Source organism: Longimicrobium sp. (assembly GCA_036387335.1).
Classification (GTDB): domain Bacteria; phylum Gemmatimonadota; class Gemmatimonadetes; order Longimicrobiales; family Longimicrobiaceae; genus Longimicrobium.
Genome location: DASVTZ010000026.1, coordinates 84,095 through 99,808, shown reverse-complemented (window position 1 = coordinate 99,808; position 15,714 = coordinate 84,095). Strand labels below are relative to the sequence as shown.

Below are 15,714 nucleotides of genomic sequence, written 5' to 3'. Positions count from 1 at the left end.
GGAATGGGGAATGGGGAATGGGGAATGGGGAATGGGGAATGGGGAATGGGGAATGGGGAATGGGGAATGGGGAATGGGGAATGGGGAATGGGGAATGATGCCGGTGTCCCCGAGCCGGCTTCAGCCGCCTTCGCGTAGTTCCAGCCGGGGGATTCATCCCCCGGTGTCCGGCGCCGGTGTTCGGCGCCGATGCCCGCCGCCCCACCAATCCCGCCGCCCCAGAGCCTGCGAAGGCAGGCTTCCCGCGGTTGTTGCAGCGGTTTCAACCGCCGGGGTTGGGGATTCTGTGCGAGTCTCCCACAAACCAAACCGGCCCGCCGCGAACCTCTCACGGCGGGCCGGTCTGTTTAATCCCTAGTCCCTAATCCCTATTCCCTAATCCCTGCAGTTCACGGATACGCCCGCCGGTTCTCGTCCAGCGTGCGGTACCGGTCGCGCAGCAGCGTCTCGCGGCTGACCAGGGGAACCTCCTGGCCGCGGATGAAGACGTGGTTCACGCTGGTCAGCAGCTCCAGCGGATCGCCGTCCCACACCACCACGTTGGCCACCTTTCCCACCTCCAGCGAGCCGTAGCGGTCCGCCACGCCCCAGATCTGCGCGGGGTACAGGGTGACGGCGCGGAACGCCTCGGCCCACGGCAGGCCGTACGCGACGGCGTTGCCGGCTTCCTGGCGCACGGTGTACGCGCGCCACGTCTCGCCGCTGGTGAGAGCGATCTGCACGCCCGCCCGACGCAGACGGGCGGCGTTCTCGTAGGTGGCGCCCAGCGATTCGAAGCTCCCGGGCAGGTTGTTGAGCACCTTGACCAGCACCGGCACCCGCGCCCGCGCCAGATCCTCCGCCACCATCCACGCCTCGGTGCCGCCGGTGATGATGAGCCGCAGGTTGTACTCGCGGGCGATGCGCAGCGCGAGCTGGATGTCGCTGGCGCGGTGCGCCTCCACCACGAGCGGCTCCCGCCCGGCGAGCACCGGCTGCAGCGCCTCCATGTCCAGCCGGCTCACCGAGAAGTCGCGCGTCTCGCCGCGCTCGAAGCCCTGCCGGTTGCGGGCGTAGGCGCGCGCATCCTCAAGCACCTCGCGCAGACGCATGGAGAGCGCGGCCCGCGGCCCACCCACCGTGCCGCGGGCGTTCTCGCTCAGGCTGGCGTACATCCCCAGCGGCGAGGCCACCGTCATGTCCTCCACCCGGTTGCCGGCCAGGTCGATCATCGCGCCCTGGCCGGAGATCAGGCTCCCCGAGGGCCGGGTGATCGCCGTGGTGACGCCCATGATGCGGACGATGGGAACCACCATGCTGCGCGGATTCAGCCCCTCGGTCACCGTGAAGGCGGCCTGCACCTGGTCGTCCGCGTCGCGGCGGGAGGTGACGTCGCGGATCTCCGCGTCGTTGCTCTCGCTGATGGAGCCGACCTCGGTGATCCCCAGGGTGGTGCTGCTCTCGATGAGCCCCGGGGTCACCCACTTCCCGCGGGCATCGATGCGGCGCGCGCCGGCGGGGATGGCGACGTTCGCCCCCACCGCGCTGATGCGCCCGTTCTGGATGACCACCGTGCCGCCGCGGATGGGGGTGCCGTCCGCCATGTACACGTCGCCGCCCACGATGGCGACGGTCTGGGCGGCGGCCCCGGAGGCGGCGAAGCAGAGCGCCGCCGCGCTGAGAAGGATGCGGTTCATCGTACGGCCTCCGCCGGAAAGAGACCCACCTCGAAGTCGGTCCGCGGCTGGCGGTTCCGGTTCATGCGGTCGAAGATCAGCGCGCCGTCGATGTACACCTGGTCCGCCCGCGCGTAGACGCTGAACGGGTTGTGGCTCCAGATCACCACGTCCGCGTTCTTCCCCGTCTCCAGCGTGCCGACCCGGTCGTGGATGCCGAGCGCCCAGGCGGCGTTGTAGGTGATCCAGCGCAGCGCGTCGTTGTCCGAGACCTCGATCCCCGCGGCGCGGCCGGCCTGCATCGCCTTCGCCGCCTCCTGGTTCAGCTTCTGGATCCCCGTGGGGTCGTCCGAGTGGACGATTGCGATGCCGCCCGCCTGGTGGAGCATGGCGATGTTGGCGCGGGTGAAGTCCAGCGCCTCCATCTTGAAGCCGCCCCAGTCCGCCCACAGCGAGCCGCTGATGCTGTCGCGCGCCAGCAGGTCGCGCACCTTGTACGCCTCCACGCCGTGGTGGAAGGAGCGAATGCGGTAGCCGAACTCGCGCGCCAGGTCGATCATCTGCGCCATCTCGTCGGCGCGGTAGCAGTGGTTGTGCACCAGGATCTCGCCGCGCAGCACGCCGGCCAGCGTCTCCAGCTCCAGGTCGCGCGTGGTGCCGCCCGCCGGGCCGCCCGGGCCCGAGCCCTGCCGCCCCTCCGCCGCGCCGCTGCCCGACGCGGTGCCCTGGCGCGCCTCCGCGTCCGTCTTGCGGCGGTACTCGGCGGCGCGGATCCAGGCGGCGCGGTAGCCGGCCATGTTCCCCATGCGGGTGGCGGGGCCGCCGCGCTGGCCGTACACGCGCTTGGGGTTCTCGCCGCACGCCATCTTCAGCCCGTACGGCGCGCCGGGAAACTTCATCCCCTGCACCGTGCGCGACGGCACGTTCTTGAGCGTCACGCTCCGCCCGCCGAACAGGTTGGCCGAGCCGGGAAGGATCTGCATCGTGGTGACGCCGCCCTCCAGCGCCCGGATGAAGCCGGGGTCCTGCGGCCACACCGAGTGCTCCGCCCATACCTCGGCGGTGTTGGGCTGGGTCGCCTCGTTGCCGTCGGAGTGGGCCTGCACGCCGGGCGAGGCGTAGACGCCCAGGTGCGAGTGCGTGTCGATGACGCCGGGAGTGATCCAGCGCCCCGTCGCGTCCACCACCGTCGCGTTGGCGGGGGCGTTTACCGTGGCGCCCACCGCGGCGATGCGGCCGTCCACCATCAGCACCTGGCCGTTGGGGATCACCTGCCCGGCCGCCGTCATCACCGTGCCGCCGCGCAGCAGGGTGGGGGTGGAGGGCAGGGGGCGGTAGGTGGAGGGATAGGCCTCGGGGGGCCGGGGGGCTGGCGTCTGCGCTTTGGGGCCGGGCTGCTGGGCAGCCCGGCCGGTGGCGCACCCCGCGGCCGTCACCAGGACGAGCGCGGACAGGGCACGTTTCATCGCATCCACTCCTTCTGACGAGAAGCGAACAGGTGCGGCCTCAGGCGGGCCGCGGGACCGGCGTGGAGCCGGATTGTCTGAACCGGCGAAGATTTAGCAGGCGCGCCGCACGCGCGGCAAGGGCGAACCGGTGTCCTCCGCCGGGGGAGCGGGGCGTCCCCCCGCGCGGACAGGGGCGCGGCGGTGCGCGGGTGCAGTTCGGGATAAAAGCATGATTCTGCTTAACTATTTGCGAATACGCTGGTTGGCGGGCGTTTGGCATCGCGCTTGCCTTACACTGGGCCGAGTGGTGGACCGATCCCGAACCGGAGCATCAAGATGAAGAGCAGCAAGCTGAACCTCTCGGCCTTCGTGGCGCTGGCCGCCATCCTGACGGCTTCGCCGTCGTTCGCGCAGGGGAAGGGGCACGGCCACGGCAACGGCAAGCACGACGACCGCCCGCGCCAGGAAGCCCGCCGCGACCGTGACCGCGACGACGACCGTTACGACCGCGACCGGCGCGACGATCGCCGGGACGAGACCCGCTTCGAGCGACGTGAGGGACGCGCCGTGCCGCGCGGCTGGTGCCAGGGGCGCGGCAACCCGCACAACACCGCCCGCAACTGCGGCTACCGCGGCGACCTGGACCGCGTGTGGCGTGACCGCAGCGGCGTGCTGCGCGACCGCAACGGCCGCGTCATCCTGAGCGACGGCCGCGTGTACGACGACCGCAACCGGACCAACGGCAGCTACGGTTCGTACGGCGGCTACGGTTCCAGCAACAACGGCTCGTACGAGGCGCGCCACGCGGAATTCCACCGCTGGCACGACCAGCAGTGCCGCGACCACGCCGCGCAGGCGGGCGGCATCAGCGGCCGCATCCGCGTCGCCGCCGCCTGCAAGGCCGAGCACGACCAGTGGCACAACCAGCAGGGCATCCGCCACTAAGCGGAAGGCCCCGAACGAAGAGGCCCGGGCGCTCAGCGCCCGGGCCTCTTTTCACGTGCGACCACACCGAAGATGCACCGAAAATCTTCTTGACTGTGCATGGCTTTCGCGTTAGACTCTGAACCCGCGAATCGCCAGGCGCAGCGTTCCCAACGGACTCGCGTCCCACGGACGGAGGGTGAACGTCGATGACCGACGATGAAAAGATGGCGGAGCTGATCCTTTACATCTCGGACAGGTCTCAGCTCGACCCGCCGTACGGGGCCATCAAGCTCAACAAGATCCTGTTCTACGCGGACTTCCTCCACTACGCGAAGCATGGAAGGCCGATCACGGGACAGGAGTACATGAAGCTGAACCAGGGGCCCGCTCCACGCCGGCTGGTTCCGGTGCGGAAACGGCTGGTCGCCGCGCGGGAGCTGATCGTTCGCGAGGTGCCGTACGGCACCATGCGGCAGGAGCGCCCCATCGCGCTGCGTGCCGCGGACCTCACTGGTTTCAACGGCGAAGAGATCGCGATGGTGGACTCCGTGATCTCGCTGTTCTGGGGGTTGAGCGCGAGGCAGGTGAGCGAGATCTCGCACGAGTTCGACGGATGGAAGCTCGCGGACTACAAGGAGACGATCCCGTACGACATGGCGCTTCTCTCCGATCGCGAGCCCACCGAAGAGGATCTGGCCCTGGCCGTGGAGCTCGGTCGAGAGTACGCCGCCTACACGGCGTAAGATGCCGCCGTTCACGGTCGTCGCCGACTATCCGCCCTTTCTGGCGAGCTTGCGGGCGATCGAGCCGGCGGGCTACGACTGGACCGGCAAGATACGGACGGCCCAGTTCGTTCTCAGAACCAACCCCGAGGCGGGGCGGCCGACGCAGGACACCACGATGCGCATCCTGACCTTCGAGTCCACGGAAGGACATCCAGGGCTCAAGGTGTTCTACAAGATCGAAGGGACGACGATCACCCTCCTGCGCGGCCGCCGCTTCAACGCGGAAGAGGAAGAGCCCGCGGGCTGAACGCGCGTCCAGGCAGATAACCAAAGCGGTTACGAAAACGCGCCCCGGAAATGATTCCGGGGCGCGTTTGTCGTCAGTTCGTCCAAGGACCATGATGTCACGCAAAGGCGCGGAGACGCGAAGGAAAGACACGGAAACACTTTCTTTGCGGCTTCGCGCCTTCGCGTGAGACCATTTCCCCCCATGCACACGGGTTCGTGAGAAACGGTATCAGTACGCCGAGAACAGCAGGTGGTTGTTGGTGGTGTTGGCGCTCTTCACCACGCTCTTGGTGGTGGCGGCGAACAGCGCGTCACGTACCTGCTGGGGCGTGGAGAGCGGGTTGCTCTGCAGGTACAGCGCCGCCACACCCACCACGTGCGGAGTCGCCATCGACGTGCCGCTGATGGTGTTTGTCTCCGTGTTGCCGACGCCGATCCACGACGACGTGATCCCCGAGCCCGGCGCAAAGAAGTCCACGCAAGAGCCGTAGTTGCTGTACGAAGCCTTGGTGTCCGTGTTGGTGGTGGCGCCGATGGTGATCGCCTCCGGCACGCGGGCCGGCGAGTAGTTGCAGGCGTTCTGCGCAATCCCCAGGAAGTTGCCGTTGCCGGCCGCAACCGCGGTCGCCACGCCGTCGGCGATCAGCCGCTTCACCGCGTCGTCCACCACCGTGCTGGCCCCGCCGCCGAGCGACATGTTGGCCGTGGCGGGCGTGCCCGCGACGTGGTTGGCCGTCGCCCAGTCGATCCCCGCCACCACGCCGCTCCACGCGCCGGAGCCGCCGCAGTCCAGCACGCGCACCGCCACCAGCGTCACGCCCTTGGCGATCCCGTAGTTGGCGCCGCCCACCGTGCCGGACACGTGGGTGCCGTGCCCGTTGCAGTCGTTGCTGTTCTGGCCGTCGGTAAAGGCGTCGAAGCCGGCGATCGCGCGCCCGCCGAACTCGGAGTGCCCCATGTCGATGCCGGTGTCGATGATGTACGCCGTTACGCCCAGGCCGGTGTTGGTGTAGCTGTACGTGGTGCTGAGCGGCAGCGCGCGCTGGTCCGTGCGGTCGATCCCCCAGGTGGCGCCCGTCTGCGTGGTGCTGGCGGTCGCGATGCCGTCCTGCTCGATGTAGCGGACGTTCGGGTTGTGCTGGAGGGCGTTGAGCTGCCCCGCGTTCAGCGTCCCCGCGAAGCCGTTGAGCGCGGCGCTGTAGACGTAGCGCGGGCTGACCCCGGCCACCGCCGCCACCGAGCGGGCGTCGGCCCCCTCGTTGAGTACCACCATGTACGACCCCTCGATGCTCTTCCCGCCGGAGGCCGCGAACACCGGCGCCTCGGGGGCACGGGCGCTGGTCACCACGTCGGAGCCGTCCGAGCAGGCGGCGAGGGTGAGGAACGGGAGGAGGGCCAGGCTGCGCTTCATGGGAACGACCTCTTATGGGGGAGTCTGAATCCGCGCGCGCCGCGCCGGAAACGGCGGCCGCTCGCGCTACACCGTCGATGGACGGCTCCCCACAAAGCATGGCCGGTGCCACATCTGTTTTCATCGTAAGTGCCAAGCGGGCAGTAACTTACGAATCTTGTACGTTCGGGCTTCCGCACCAATGTGGTGCGGGGCCGCCCCACCATGCAGCACTCGACGGCGGTACTCCCGATCTGCAACAGTAAAAAAGGCGCGGAGCCGCGGAGAGGCCGTGAAGCCCTCTTCCGCGTCTCCGCGCCTCCGCGTGAGCCCCGCCGTTTCAGGCCGCGCCCGCGCCGACCCTCTCCAGCAGCGGCACCAGGTAGCGCCCCGTGACGCTCTCCGGCACGCGCGCCACGTCCTCCGGCGTCCCCATCGCCACCACTAGGCCGCCATCCGGGCCGGCGCCGGGGCCCAGGTCGATCAGCCAGTCCGCCGTCTTGATGACGTCCAGGTTGTGCTCGATCAGCACCACCGTGTGGCCCGCGTCCACCAGGTCGTCCAGCACGCGCAGCAGCTTGCGGATGTCGTCCATGTGCAGGCCGGTGGTGGGCTCGTCCAGCACGTACAGCTTCTTGCCGCCGCGCCGCGCCCCCAGCGCCAGCTCGCGCGCCACCTTGATGCGCTGCGCCTCGCCGCCGGAGAGGGTGGGTGCGGGCTGGCCCAGGCGCAGGTAGCCCAACCCCACCTGCTGCAGGTGCCAGAGCGCCTGCCCCAGACGGTCCTCGTGGATGAAGAAGCGGATCGCCTGGTCGATGGTCATCTCCAGCACGTCGCGCACGTTGCGACCCTTGAAGCGCACGTCCAGCACCTCCGGCTTGAAGCGGGCGCCGCCGCAGATCTCGCACGGCACGAAGACGTCGGCCATGAAGACCATCTCCACCTCCACCTGCCCCTCGCCCTTGCACGCCTCGCAGCGTCCGCCCGTGACGTTGAAGGAGAAGTGCCCCGGCGTGAGCCCGCGCTGCACCGAGTCGGGCAAGGAGGCGAAAATGCGCCTCACCTCGTCCCATGCCTTGATGTAGGTGACCGGATTGGAGCGGGGCGTACGGCCGATGGGGCTCTGATCGACCAGCACGACTTCGCGGATGCCGCCGGTGCCGCTCATCCTTTCGTAGGCGCCCACCCCCTCGCCCATGTGCCGCTTGGCGCTCGTCTCGCCGCCGGAGAGCTCGCGCTCGAGGGCGCGATAGAGGACGTCGTGGACGAGCGTGCTCTTTCCGGAGCCGGACACGCCGCTCACCACCGTCAGGGCGCCCAGCGGGATCTCCACCGACACGCCGCGCAGGTTGTGCTCGGTGGCGCCCTCGATGCGGATGCGCGGGCCGCGCGTGGGGCGGCGCCGCTCCGGGATGGCGATCTCCTCGCGGCCGCTGAGGTAGCGGCCGGTGAGGGTGTCGGCGTGCATGATCTCGTCGAGCGTCCCCTGGAAGACGAGCTGGCCGCCCAGCTCGCCGCTCCCCGGCCCCAGCTCCACGATGTGGTCGGCCATGCGCATGGCCTCGGGGTCGTGCTCCACCACCAGCACGGTGTTGCCCCCCTCGCGCAGCCGCACCAGAAGCGCCAGCAGCCGGTCGTTGTCCGCCGGGTGCAGGCCGATGGTGGGCTCGTCCAGCACGTACAGCGTGTCCACCAGCCGGCTCCCCAGCGCGTTGGAAAGGGAGATGCGCTGCGCCTCGCCGCCGGAAAGGGTGCGCGTCTGCCGTTCGAGCGTCAGGTAGCCGAGCCCCACGTCGTTCAGGAAGCCGATCCGTGACTCCAGCTCCTTGAGGATCGTCTCCGCGATGCCGCGCTCCTGCTCGGAGAGTAGGGCGGGGGGGCAGTCCGCGCCGTCGCCGGAGGGAACGGCGCCGCGCAGCGATGCCGCCCAGGGGCGGAGCTGCGCCAGCGGCAGCTCCGAGACCTCGGCGATGGTGCGCCCCGCCACGCGGATGCGCAGCGCCTCCGGACGCAGCTTGGCGCCGTTGCACGTCGGGCAGGTGCGTGCGCTCTGGTACTGGCGGATGAAGACGCGGATGTACGCCTTGTAGCGCTTCTCCTCCAGGTCTTCAAAGAAGTCGATCACGCCCTGGAAGCCGCGCACCCCGTGCAGCACCTTGTGCCTGAACTCCTGCGGAAGGTCCTGCCACGGCGTGTCCACCGAGACGCCTTCCTTGCGGGCGAAGTCGGCCAGCTTCTTCCGCTTGGCCTCGTAGCGCGGCATCCGCCAGGGGTCGACGGCGCCCTCGGCGATGGAGCGGGCCGGGTTGCACACGATCAGCGACTCGTCAATCCGCAGCACCGCGCCGAAGCCGGTGCACTCCGGGCAGCTCCCGTACGGGTTGTTGAAGGAGAAGAGCTGCGGCGTGGGGTTGGCGAACTCGATCTCCGGGTGCTCCGGGCAGCGGAAGCGGTCGGTGAAGCGGAGCGGCTTCATCCCCACCGGCACCACCACCGCCTCGCCCTCGCCCTCGGTGAAGGCGGTGCCCAGCGAGTCGGCCAGGCGGCCGGACTGCTCGGCGTCCACCTTTACGCGGTCCACCACCACCAGCAGCTCGCCGGCCGCGGTGAGGTCGATCCCCTCGGCGAGCTCGTCCAGGTGCATCTCCACGCCGTTCGCCAGCACGCGCACGAAGCCCAGCGCGCGCAGGTTCTCCACCACCAGCGCGTGCGTCACGCGTGCGGATAGGGGGAGCGGAAAGCACACCATGGCGCGCGTCCCCTCCGGCAGGCGCAGCACCGCGTCGGTGGCGGTCTGCACGCTGTCCGGCCGGATCTCGCGGCCGCAGGGGAGGTCGGGGTGCCCCGGGCAGTAGGTGCGGCCCACGCGCGCCCACAGCAGCCGCAGGTAGTCGTACACCTCGGTGGCCGTGCCCACGGTGGAGCGGGAGGTCTTGGTGGGGTTCCGCTGCTCGATGGCCACCGCCGGCGAGATGCCGTCCACGCGGTCCACGTCCGGCTTCTCCATCCGGTCGAGGAACTGCTTGGCGTACGTGGAAAGCGACTCGACGTAGCGCCGCTGCCCCTCGGCGTACACCGTGTCGAATGCGAGCGACGACTTTCCCGACCCCGAGGGCCCCGTGACCACGATCACCGCGCGGCGCGGCAGGTCGAGATCCAGGTTCTTGAGGTTGTGCTGCCGGGCCCCGCGGATGACGATGCGATCTTTCATAGAACCGAAATCATACCGAACCGGGCCGCCGATGTAAAGCTCGCGCCGGACGGCCGTTGCGCCGCCCGGGAAGGGTCTGTGCAAAGTCCGTTCAATCGTCCGCCGGCCCCGTGTTGCCCACGGCTCTTGACGGCTTAGGGGGGTGCCGCTAACGTAACGCTAACCTCCCAGTAATGGTACGAGTTCCCGTATCAGTCTAGCCCAACAAGTCCCGTCTGTTCGTCCCGAGAGCGGCACCCCCGGGCCGTCCTCCAATGCGTTCCCCCCACGATCTCTGCCAGGAGGTCAACGGCACCAAACCCTCTCGCAGCACCCGCACGGCAGCAATCCCATCCGTCGCAGACCACACCGTGCGCAGGGTCCCGGCAACCGCCGCGGCCAAACCGAAACCGACCGCCGGCACACAGAGCCGGCGCGTTCCAGGAGGACGTGGAATGAAAACAACCCGTTGGCTCTTCGCGGCGGTAGTCGCCGCAGCCACGGCGTCCGCTCCGCTGGCCGGGCAGGAGCCCGCCACCGTGACCGGGCGTGTGACGAACTCGGCGGGCGCGCCCGAGAGCGGCGTGACCGTGCGCATCAACACGCTCAGCATCAGCACGGCCACCACCGCGAACGGCACCTACCGCCTGGTGATCCCCGCGGGTCGCCTGCGCACCGGCCAGCAGGTGGCGATCTCGGCCTCGCGCGTGGGCCTCGCGCAGTCCACCCGCACGGTGACGCTGAGCCCCGGCGCCAACCTGACCCAGAACTTCCAGCTCGGCACCGACATCCTCGAGCTCGAGGGGATCGTGGCCACGGGCGTCAGCGGCGGCGCCACCGAGCGCGCCAAGGTGCCCTTCACCGTGTCGCGCGTGGAAGCGTCGCAGATGCCGGTGCAGGCGGTCAACCCGCTGAGCCAGCTGCAGGGCAAGGTGCCGGGGGCGAACATCGCCACCGTCAGCGGCCGCCCGGGCGTGGCGCCGCAGGTGCTGCTGCGCGGGCCCACCTCCATCAACGCCGCCGGCCGCAGCCAGGAGCCGCTGTACATCGTGGACGGCGTGGTGCTCAGCGGGAGCATCGCCGACCTCAACCCGGCGGACATCGAGAGCGTGGAAGTGGTGAAGGGCGCGGCCGCCGCCACGCTGTACGGCTCGCGCGCCGCCTCGGGCGTCATCAGCATCAGCACCAAGCGGGGCAAGGAAGGCGGCGTGCGCTTCAACGCGCGCTCCGAGTACGGCGTCAACGACGTGGAGCGCGACTTCGGCATCGCGCGCAACCACGCGTACCTCATGGACGAGACGGGGACGCGCTTCTGCGCCATCGACCCGTACGGCTCCAGCAACGTCTGCTCGCGCACGCTGGACTACCGCGCGGAGCAGGCCCGCATCAACAACGCGCCGGGCGACTTCGCGCTGAACCCCGCCGGCCTGCCGGTGGACCCGGGCTCGTCCATCGCGGGCGACGTGCTGCGCCGCGCCTTCGTCTCCAGCCGCTACCCCGGCACCACGTACAACGCCGTGGCGCAGCTGGTGGACCCGAAGCCGCTCATGCTGAACGACTTCTCCATGTCCGGCCGCTCGGGCTCCACCTCGTTCTTCGCGAGCGCGGGCCACACCAGGCAGGGCGGCGCCATCATGGGGCTGCAGGGCTACGAGCGCGCCAACGCGCGCGTGAACCTGGGCCACCAGATCAACAGCCAGTGGTCGGTGGACCTCAACACGTACATCAGCCGCAGCACGCAGGACGGCTTCAACGCCGAGGAAGGGAACGGTCCGTTCTTCCGCCTCACGCGCGTGCCGGCCTCCAACGACATCACGCAGCGCGACACGCTGGGCCGCCTCTTCATCCGCCCCAACCTGGGCAGCGGCGGCACCCAGAACGAGAACCCGCTCTACTTCCTCGAGAACAACGACCGCGAGGACGTGCGCTGGCGCTACCTGCTGGGCGCCACCATCAAGTACGCCCCGGTGGAGTGGCTGGAGTCGGACGCCAACTTCAGCGTCGACCGGCTGAACACCACCTACGAGCAGTTCGCCAACAAGGGATTCCGCACCCCGACGTTCAACGAGCTCACGAACAACGGCCTCGTCTTCAACGGCGTGCGCAACGACCAGTCGATGAACGGCAGCGCCGGCGTCACGCTGCGCCCGGACATCTGGTCGAAGCTCAACACCCGCATCACGGGCCGCTGGCTGTACGAGCAGCAGGACTTCGACAACCGCAACATCACGGGCCGCTACCTGCGCGTGGGCGACGTGCGCTCGGGCGCCAACGCCACGCAGCAGCTCGCCATCGTCTCGGCCGAGAACAGCACGCGCCAGATGAGCTTCTCGGGCGGCGCGTTCCTGGACTTCCTGGACCGCTACACCTTCGACTTCGCCGTGCGGCGCGACGGCAGCTCGCGCTTCGGCGAGGACAACCGCTGGCAGACCTACGGGCGCGCCTCCGCGGCGTGGCTGATGGCCCGCGAGAGCTGGTTCCCGTCGGACGTCCTCAGCGCCTTCACGCTGCGCGGCTCGTACGGCACGGCCGGCAACGTGCCCCCGTTCGCGGCGCAGTACGAGACGTTCTCCATCGGCGCGGGCGGCGCGCTGCTCCCGGCCACGCTGGGCAACTCGCAGCTCCGCCCCGAGGTGGTGACCGAGCGCGAGGTGGGGCTCGACGTGGAGCTGCTGAACCGCTTCGGCCTCACGCTGGGCTACGCCAACTCGCTGTCCAAGAACCAGATCCTTCCGGTTCCCGTGTTCGCGGCCAGCGGCTTCCCCACGCAGTGGCAGAACGCGGGCGAGCTCCGCAACAAGACGTTCGAGGCTTCGCTCTCGCTCCCCATCGTGCAGGGGCGTGAGCTCACCTGGACGAGCCGCGTGAACTACACGCGCAACCGGGCCGTCGTGGAGAAGCTGTACGTGCCGCCCTTCAACATCGGCACGGACCAGCAGAACACGGGCACCATCATGCGCATCGAGGAAGGGGTGCGGTACGGCACCTTCTACGGGCGCGAGTTCATGACCCGCTGCGACCAGCTTCCGGAGTCGTTCCAGAACCAGTGCGGCTCCTCCACCAGCGCCTTCCAGAAGAACAGCGAAGGGTACCTGGTGTGGGTGGGCGCGGGGAACAACCCGGGGATGGGCATCACCAACAACCTGTGGAACGCGGTGCTCCCCGCCAACCAGGCCCCGTATGGCGTGCAGACGTCGTGGGGGATGCCGATGGTGATCCGCGACGCCACCAACTCGCCCGCGCAGCGGCCGCTGGGCCACGCGCTGCCGGACTACCGCCTGGGGATCGCGAACACCTTCGAGTTCCGCCGCCTGGCGGTGTACGGGCTGCTCGAGGGCGCCTTCGGGCAGAGCGCGTACAACCAGGGACGCCACTGGTCGTACCTGGACTTCCTCTCCAAGGACGTGGACCAGGCCGAGGCGGGCGTGGACGAGGCCAAGCCGATCGGCTACTACTACCGCGCGGGCGACACCGGCGGCATCGGCGGGTTCTACGACGTGCTGGCGGCCAACAGCCGCTTCGTGGAAGACGCCAGCTACGTGAAGCTGCGCGAGGTCTCAGCGTCGTACCGCCTGGGCCGCGTGTTCGGCAACCGCGGCACGTGGACGATCAGCGCCGTGGGCCGCAACCTGAAGACCTGGACCGACTACCGGGGCTTCGACCCCGAGGTGGGCCTGAACAGCACCGAAAGCCAGTCCGGCAGCGGGCTCGTGAACGCGATCGACGCCTTCACCTTCCCGCAGCTGCGCTCCATTTCGTTCGTCGTCAGCACCAACTTCTGATGCCAACTCCCATGCGGAAGGAAGGAGTACCGCACATGCGATTGATCCGGTACCTGATGGGAGCCACACTCGCCGTGGGCCTGGCGGGATGCAGCGACATCCTCGATGTGGACAACGAGAACAACCCCGACCGCGGCCGCGTGCTGGGCTCGCCCAGCGACGTGCAGAGCCTTGCGTCGGCGCAGTTCCAGTCGATCAACAACGCCACGCTGGGCGGCAACGCCCGCACCCACATCGGCATGCTGGCGATGGCGTTCGAGACGACGGCGCTGCTGGGCAACAACGGCCTCACGCGCGGCAACCTGCCGCGCGTGGGGATCGACAACGCCCGCGGCGCGCAGTACCAGGACGAGAACTTCCAGGACTTCTCGCGGCTCTCGTCCGTCGCCCGCAACTCGTCGGACATCCTGGCCCGCATCAAGGGGGCCGGATTCGCCCTGACCGGGGCGACCGCCGCGGGCGACCTGAACCGCCTGAAGGCGTGGTCGCACTTCACCTACGGCGTGTCGCTGGGCAACCTGTCGCTGGTGTACGACTCGGCGGGGATCCCGCGGCCCAGCGACGGGCCGCAGGACGTGGCGCCGCTGGAAGGATACCCGGCGGTGAACGCGCACGCGCTGGCGCAGCTGGACTCGGCGCTGGTGTACGCGAACATGGCCGGCACCTCGCCGCTCCCGGCCGCCGGGTGGCTGAACGGGGTGTCTGGCGCGGAGGTGTCGATGTCGCGCTTCAGCCAGGTGATCCGCTCGTACCGGGCGCGCATGCGTGCCGGCGTGGCGCGGAACCCGGCCGAGCGCGCCGCCGTCGACTGGAACGCCGTGATCGCCGACGCGACCGCCGGCATCACCAGCGACCTGGTGGTGTCGATGAGCCCCTCCGCCGGGTGGGACTACCGGTGGCTCGCGGTGGACCTGCACTACCGCGACAGCAACTGGCACCAGATGCCGTACTACATCATCGGCATGGCGGACGTGAGCGGCGGCTACGACACGTGGATCTCCACGCCGCGCAACTCCCGCACGCCGTTCCTGATCGTGACGCCCGACCTGCGCTTCCCGCGCGGCGCCACGCGCGCCGCGCAGGTGGCGGTGGGCCAGGGTGCCCCGGTGACGAACCCCGCCACCAACGACACGATCCGGCGCTACTTCCGGAACCGCGACCCCTCGCTGGACCAGGGGGCGAGCGGGTGGCAGGTGTCGTTCTACGACCACTACCGCTTCCGCGCCTTCGCGTCGGCCTCGCGCATCGGCAACTTCCCGGTCTTCACCCGGGCGGAGAACGACATGCTGGCGGCCGAGGGGCACATCCGCCGCGGCAACATCGCGGCCGCGGCGGCGCTCATCGACCGCACCCGCACCACCAGCGGGCTGCCGGCGCTCTCGGGCGTGGTGACCACGGCCACCGATCCGGTGCCGGGCGGGGCCAACTGCGTGCCGCGCGTGCCGGTGGGCCCCACCTTCACCACCACCGCCTGCGGCAACATCATGGAGGCGATGAAGTGGGAGAAGCGGATGGAGATCGCGTACACCACGTACGGCGCGTGGTACTTCGATTCGCGCGGGTGGGGTGACCTTCCCGAGGGCACGGCCATCCATTGGCCGACGCCCACCCAGGAGCTGGACGCGCGCCGCCTGCCGATCTACAACGTCGGCGGCGTGGGTCAGCCGGGCGGGGCGGGGCCGAGCACGTACGGCTTCGGCTCGGGAGACAGGTAGGCCGCCGTGCCCGGAAGGCGATTGGAAGGGGACCGCGCGCGGGGAGCTTCCCCGCGCGTGGCCACGGCCCGCCGCGGCCGCGCGGGCGCCGCGCTCGCGCTGCTGCTGGTTCCGCAGCTCGCCGGCTGCTTCCAGTACGTGGGCGTCCCGGCCACCGGGCGGCCCGCCGGCGCCGATGTCGCGGTCAGCATCACCGACCGCGGGCGCGAGGTGATGACGCCGCTGGTGGGCGCCAACGTGCGGCGCATCAACGGTCGCGTGGTGTCCAGCACGGACACGTCGCTCGTGCTGGCGGTGACCTCGGTGGACCACCTGCGGGGAGAGCCCGACCGGTGGGGTGGCGAGAACGTCGCCGTGCCGCGCGACTTCATCTCCACGGTGGGCGAGCGGCGCCTTTCACGGGGCCGCACCGCCATCGTAATGGGGGTGGCCGCCGCGGCGGTGGCGATGGCGTCGCGCATCGCCATCGAGGGCTTCGGCACCGGCAACGGCGGTGGCGAGCGTCCCCCGCCCGAAGGGCCTCCCGCCCAGTGACGCGCCTTCAGCAGTTTCGCGAATCAACCACTCACCATCCGCATTCATCGGATCTTATGA

Annotated in this window: 10 protein-coding genes; 6 read left to right on the top strand and 4 right to left on the bottom strand. The window is 69.8% G+C overall.

The features are described from left to right. Positions 1 to 389: 389 nt before the first annotated feature. Both VF647_02515 and VF647_02510 read right to left on the bottom strand, forming a co-directional pair. Positions 390 to 1,676 carry an amidohydrolase family protein gene (locus VF647_02515; protein ID HEX8450939.1) on the bottom strand — a complete coding sequence of 429 codons (1,287 nt, stop codon included), beginning with the start codon at positions 1,674 to 1,676 and terminating at the stop codon, positions 390 to 392. Further along, positions 1,673 to 3,121: an amidohydrolase family protein gene (locus VF647_02510; GenBank protein ID HEX8450938.1), complete on the bottom strand. Its 1,449-nt coding sequence runs from the start codon at positions 3,119 to 3,121 to the stop codon at positions 1,673 to 1,675. Before VF647_02510 ends, VF647_02515 begins: the two co-directional genes overlap by 4 nt. 318 nt (positions 3,122 to 3,439) lie before the next feature. Between VF647_02510 and VF647_02505 the strand changes: the two genes are divergently transcribed. The 3 genes from VF647_02505 (at position 3,440) to VF647_02495 (ending at position 5,062) form a co-directional block, all read left to right on the top strand. Beyond that, positions 3,440 to 4,048, top strand: coding sequence for a hypothetical protein (locus tag VF647_02505; GenBank protein HEX8450937.1), 609 nt, complete (start codon positions 3,440 to 3,442; stop codon positions 4,046 to 4,048). Positions 4,049 to 4,236: 188 nt separating this feature from the next. Then, a complete protein-coding gene (locus tag VF647_02500) occupies positions 4,237 to 4,773 on the top strand; it encodes a Panacea domain-containing protein (GenBank protein HEX8450936.1) in 537 nt (178 codons plus the stop codon). 1 nt (position 4,774) lies between these two features. Next, positions 4,775 to 5,062 carry a hypothetical protein gene (locus VF647_02495; protein HEX8450935.1) on the top strand — a complete coding sequence of 96 codons (288 nt, stop codon included), beginning with the start codon at positions 4,775 to 4,777 and terminating at the stop codon, positions 5,060 to 5,062. A gap of 210 nt (positions 5,063 to 5,272) precedes the next feature. On the opposite strand, the gene VF647_02490 is transcribed toward VF647_02495, so the two are convergent. Continuing rightward, entirely contained in the window at positions 5,273 to 6,454 is a 1,182-nt protein-coding gene (locus tag VF647_02490) for a S8 family serine peptidase (protein ID HEX8450934.1), read from the bottom strand. 319 nt (positions 6,455 to 6,773) lie between these two features. Continuing rightward, entirely contained in the window at positions 6,774 to 9,644 is a 2,871-nt protein-coding gene (uvrA, locus tag VF647_02485; GenBank protein ID HEX8450933.1) for an excinuclease ABC subunit UvrA, read from the bottom strand. A 434-nt stretch (positions 9,645 to 10,078) separates the two neighbouring features. On the opposite strand from uvrA, the gene VF647_02480 reads away from it, so the two are divergent. From VF647_02480 to VF647_02470, 3 genes are read left to right on the top strand one after another with little or no spacing between them, the layout of a single operon-like run. After that, complete coding sequence (locus VF647_02480; GenBank protein HEX8450932.1) at positions 10,079 to 13,405, top strand: SusC/RagA family TonB-linked outer membrane protein; 3,327 nt, start codon at positions 10,079 to 10,081, stop codon at positions 13,403 to 13,405. Between the two features lie 35 nt (positions 13,406 to 13,440). Beyond that, positions 13,441 to 15,120: a hypothetical protein gene (locus VF647_02475; GenBank protein HEX8450931.1), complete on the top strand. Its 1,680-nt coding sequence runs from the start codon at positions 13,441 to 13,443 to the stop codon at positions 15,118 to 15,120. A gap of 57 nt (positions 15,121 to 15,177) precedes the next feature. Continuing rightward, positions 15,178 to 15,654, top strand: coding sequence for a hypothetical protein (locus tag VF647_02470; GenBank protein HEX8450930.1), 477 nt, complete (start codon positions 15,178 to 15,180; stop codon positions 15,652 to 15,654). Positions 15,655 to 15,714 lie beyond the last annotated feature (60 nt).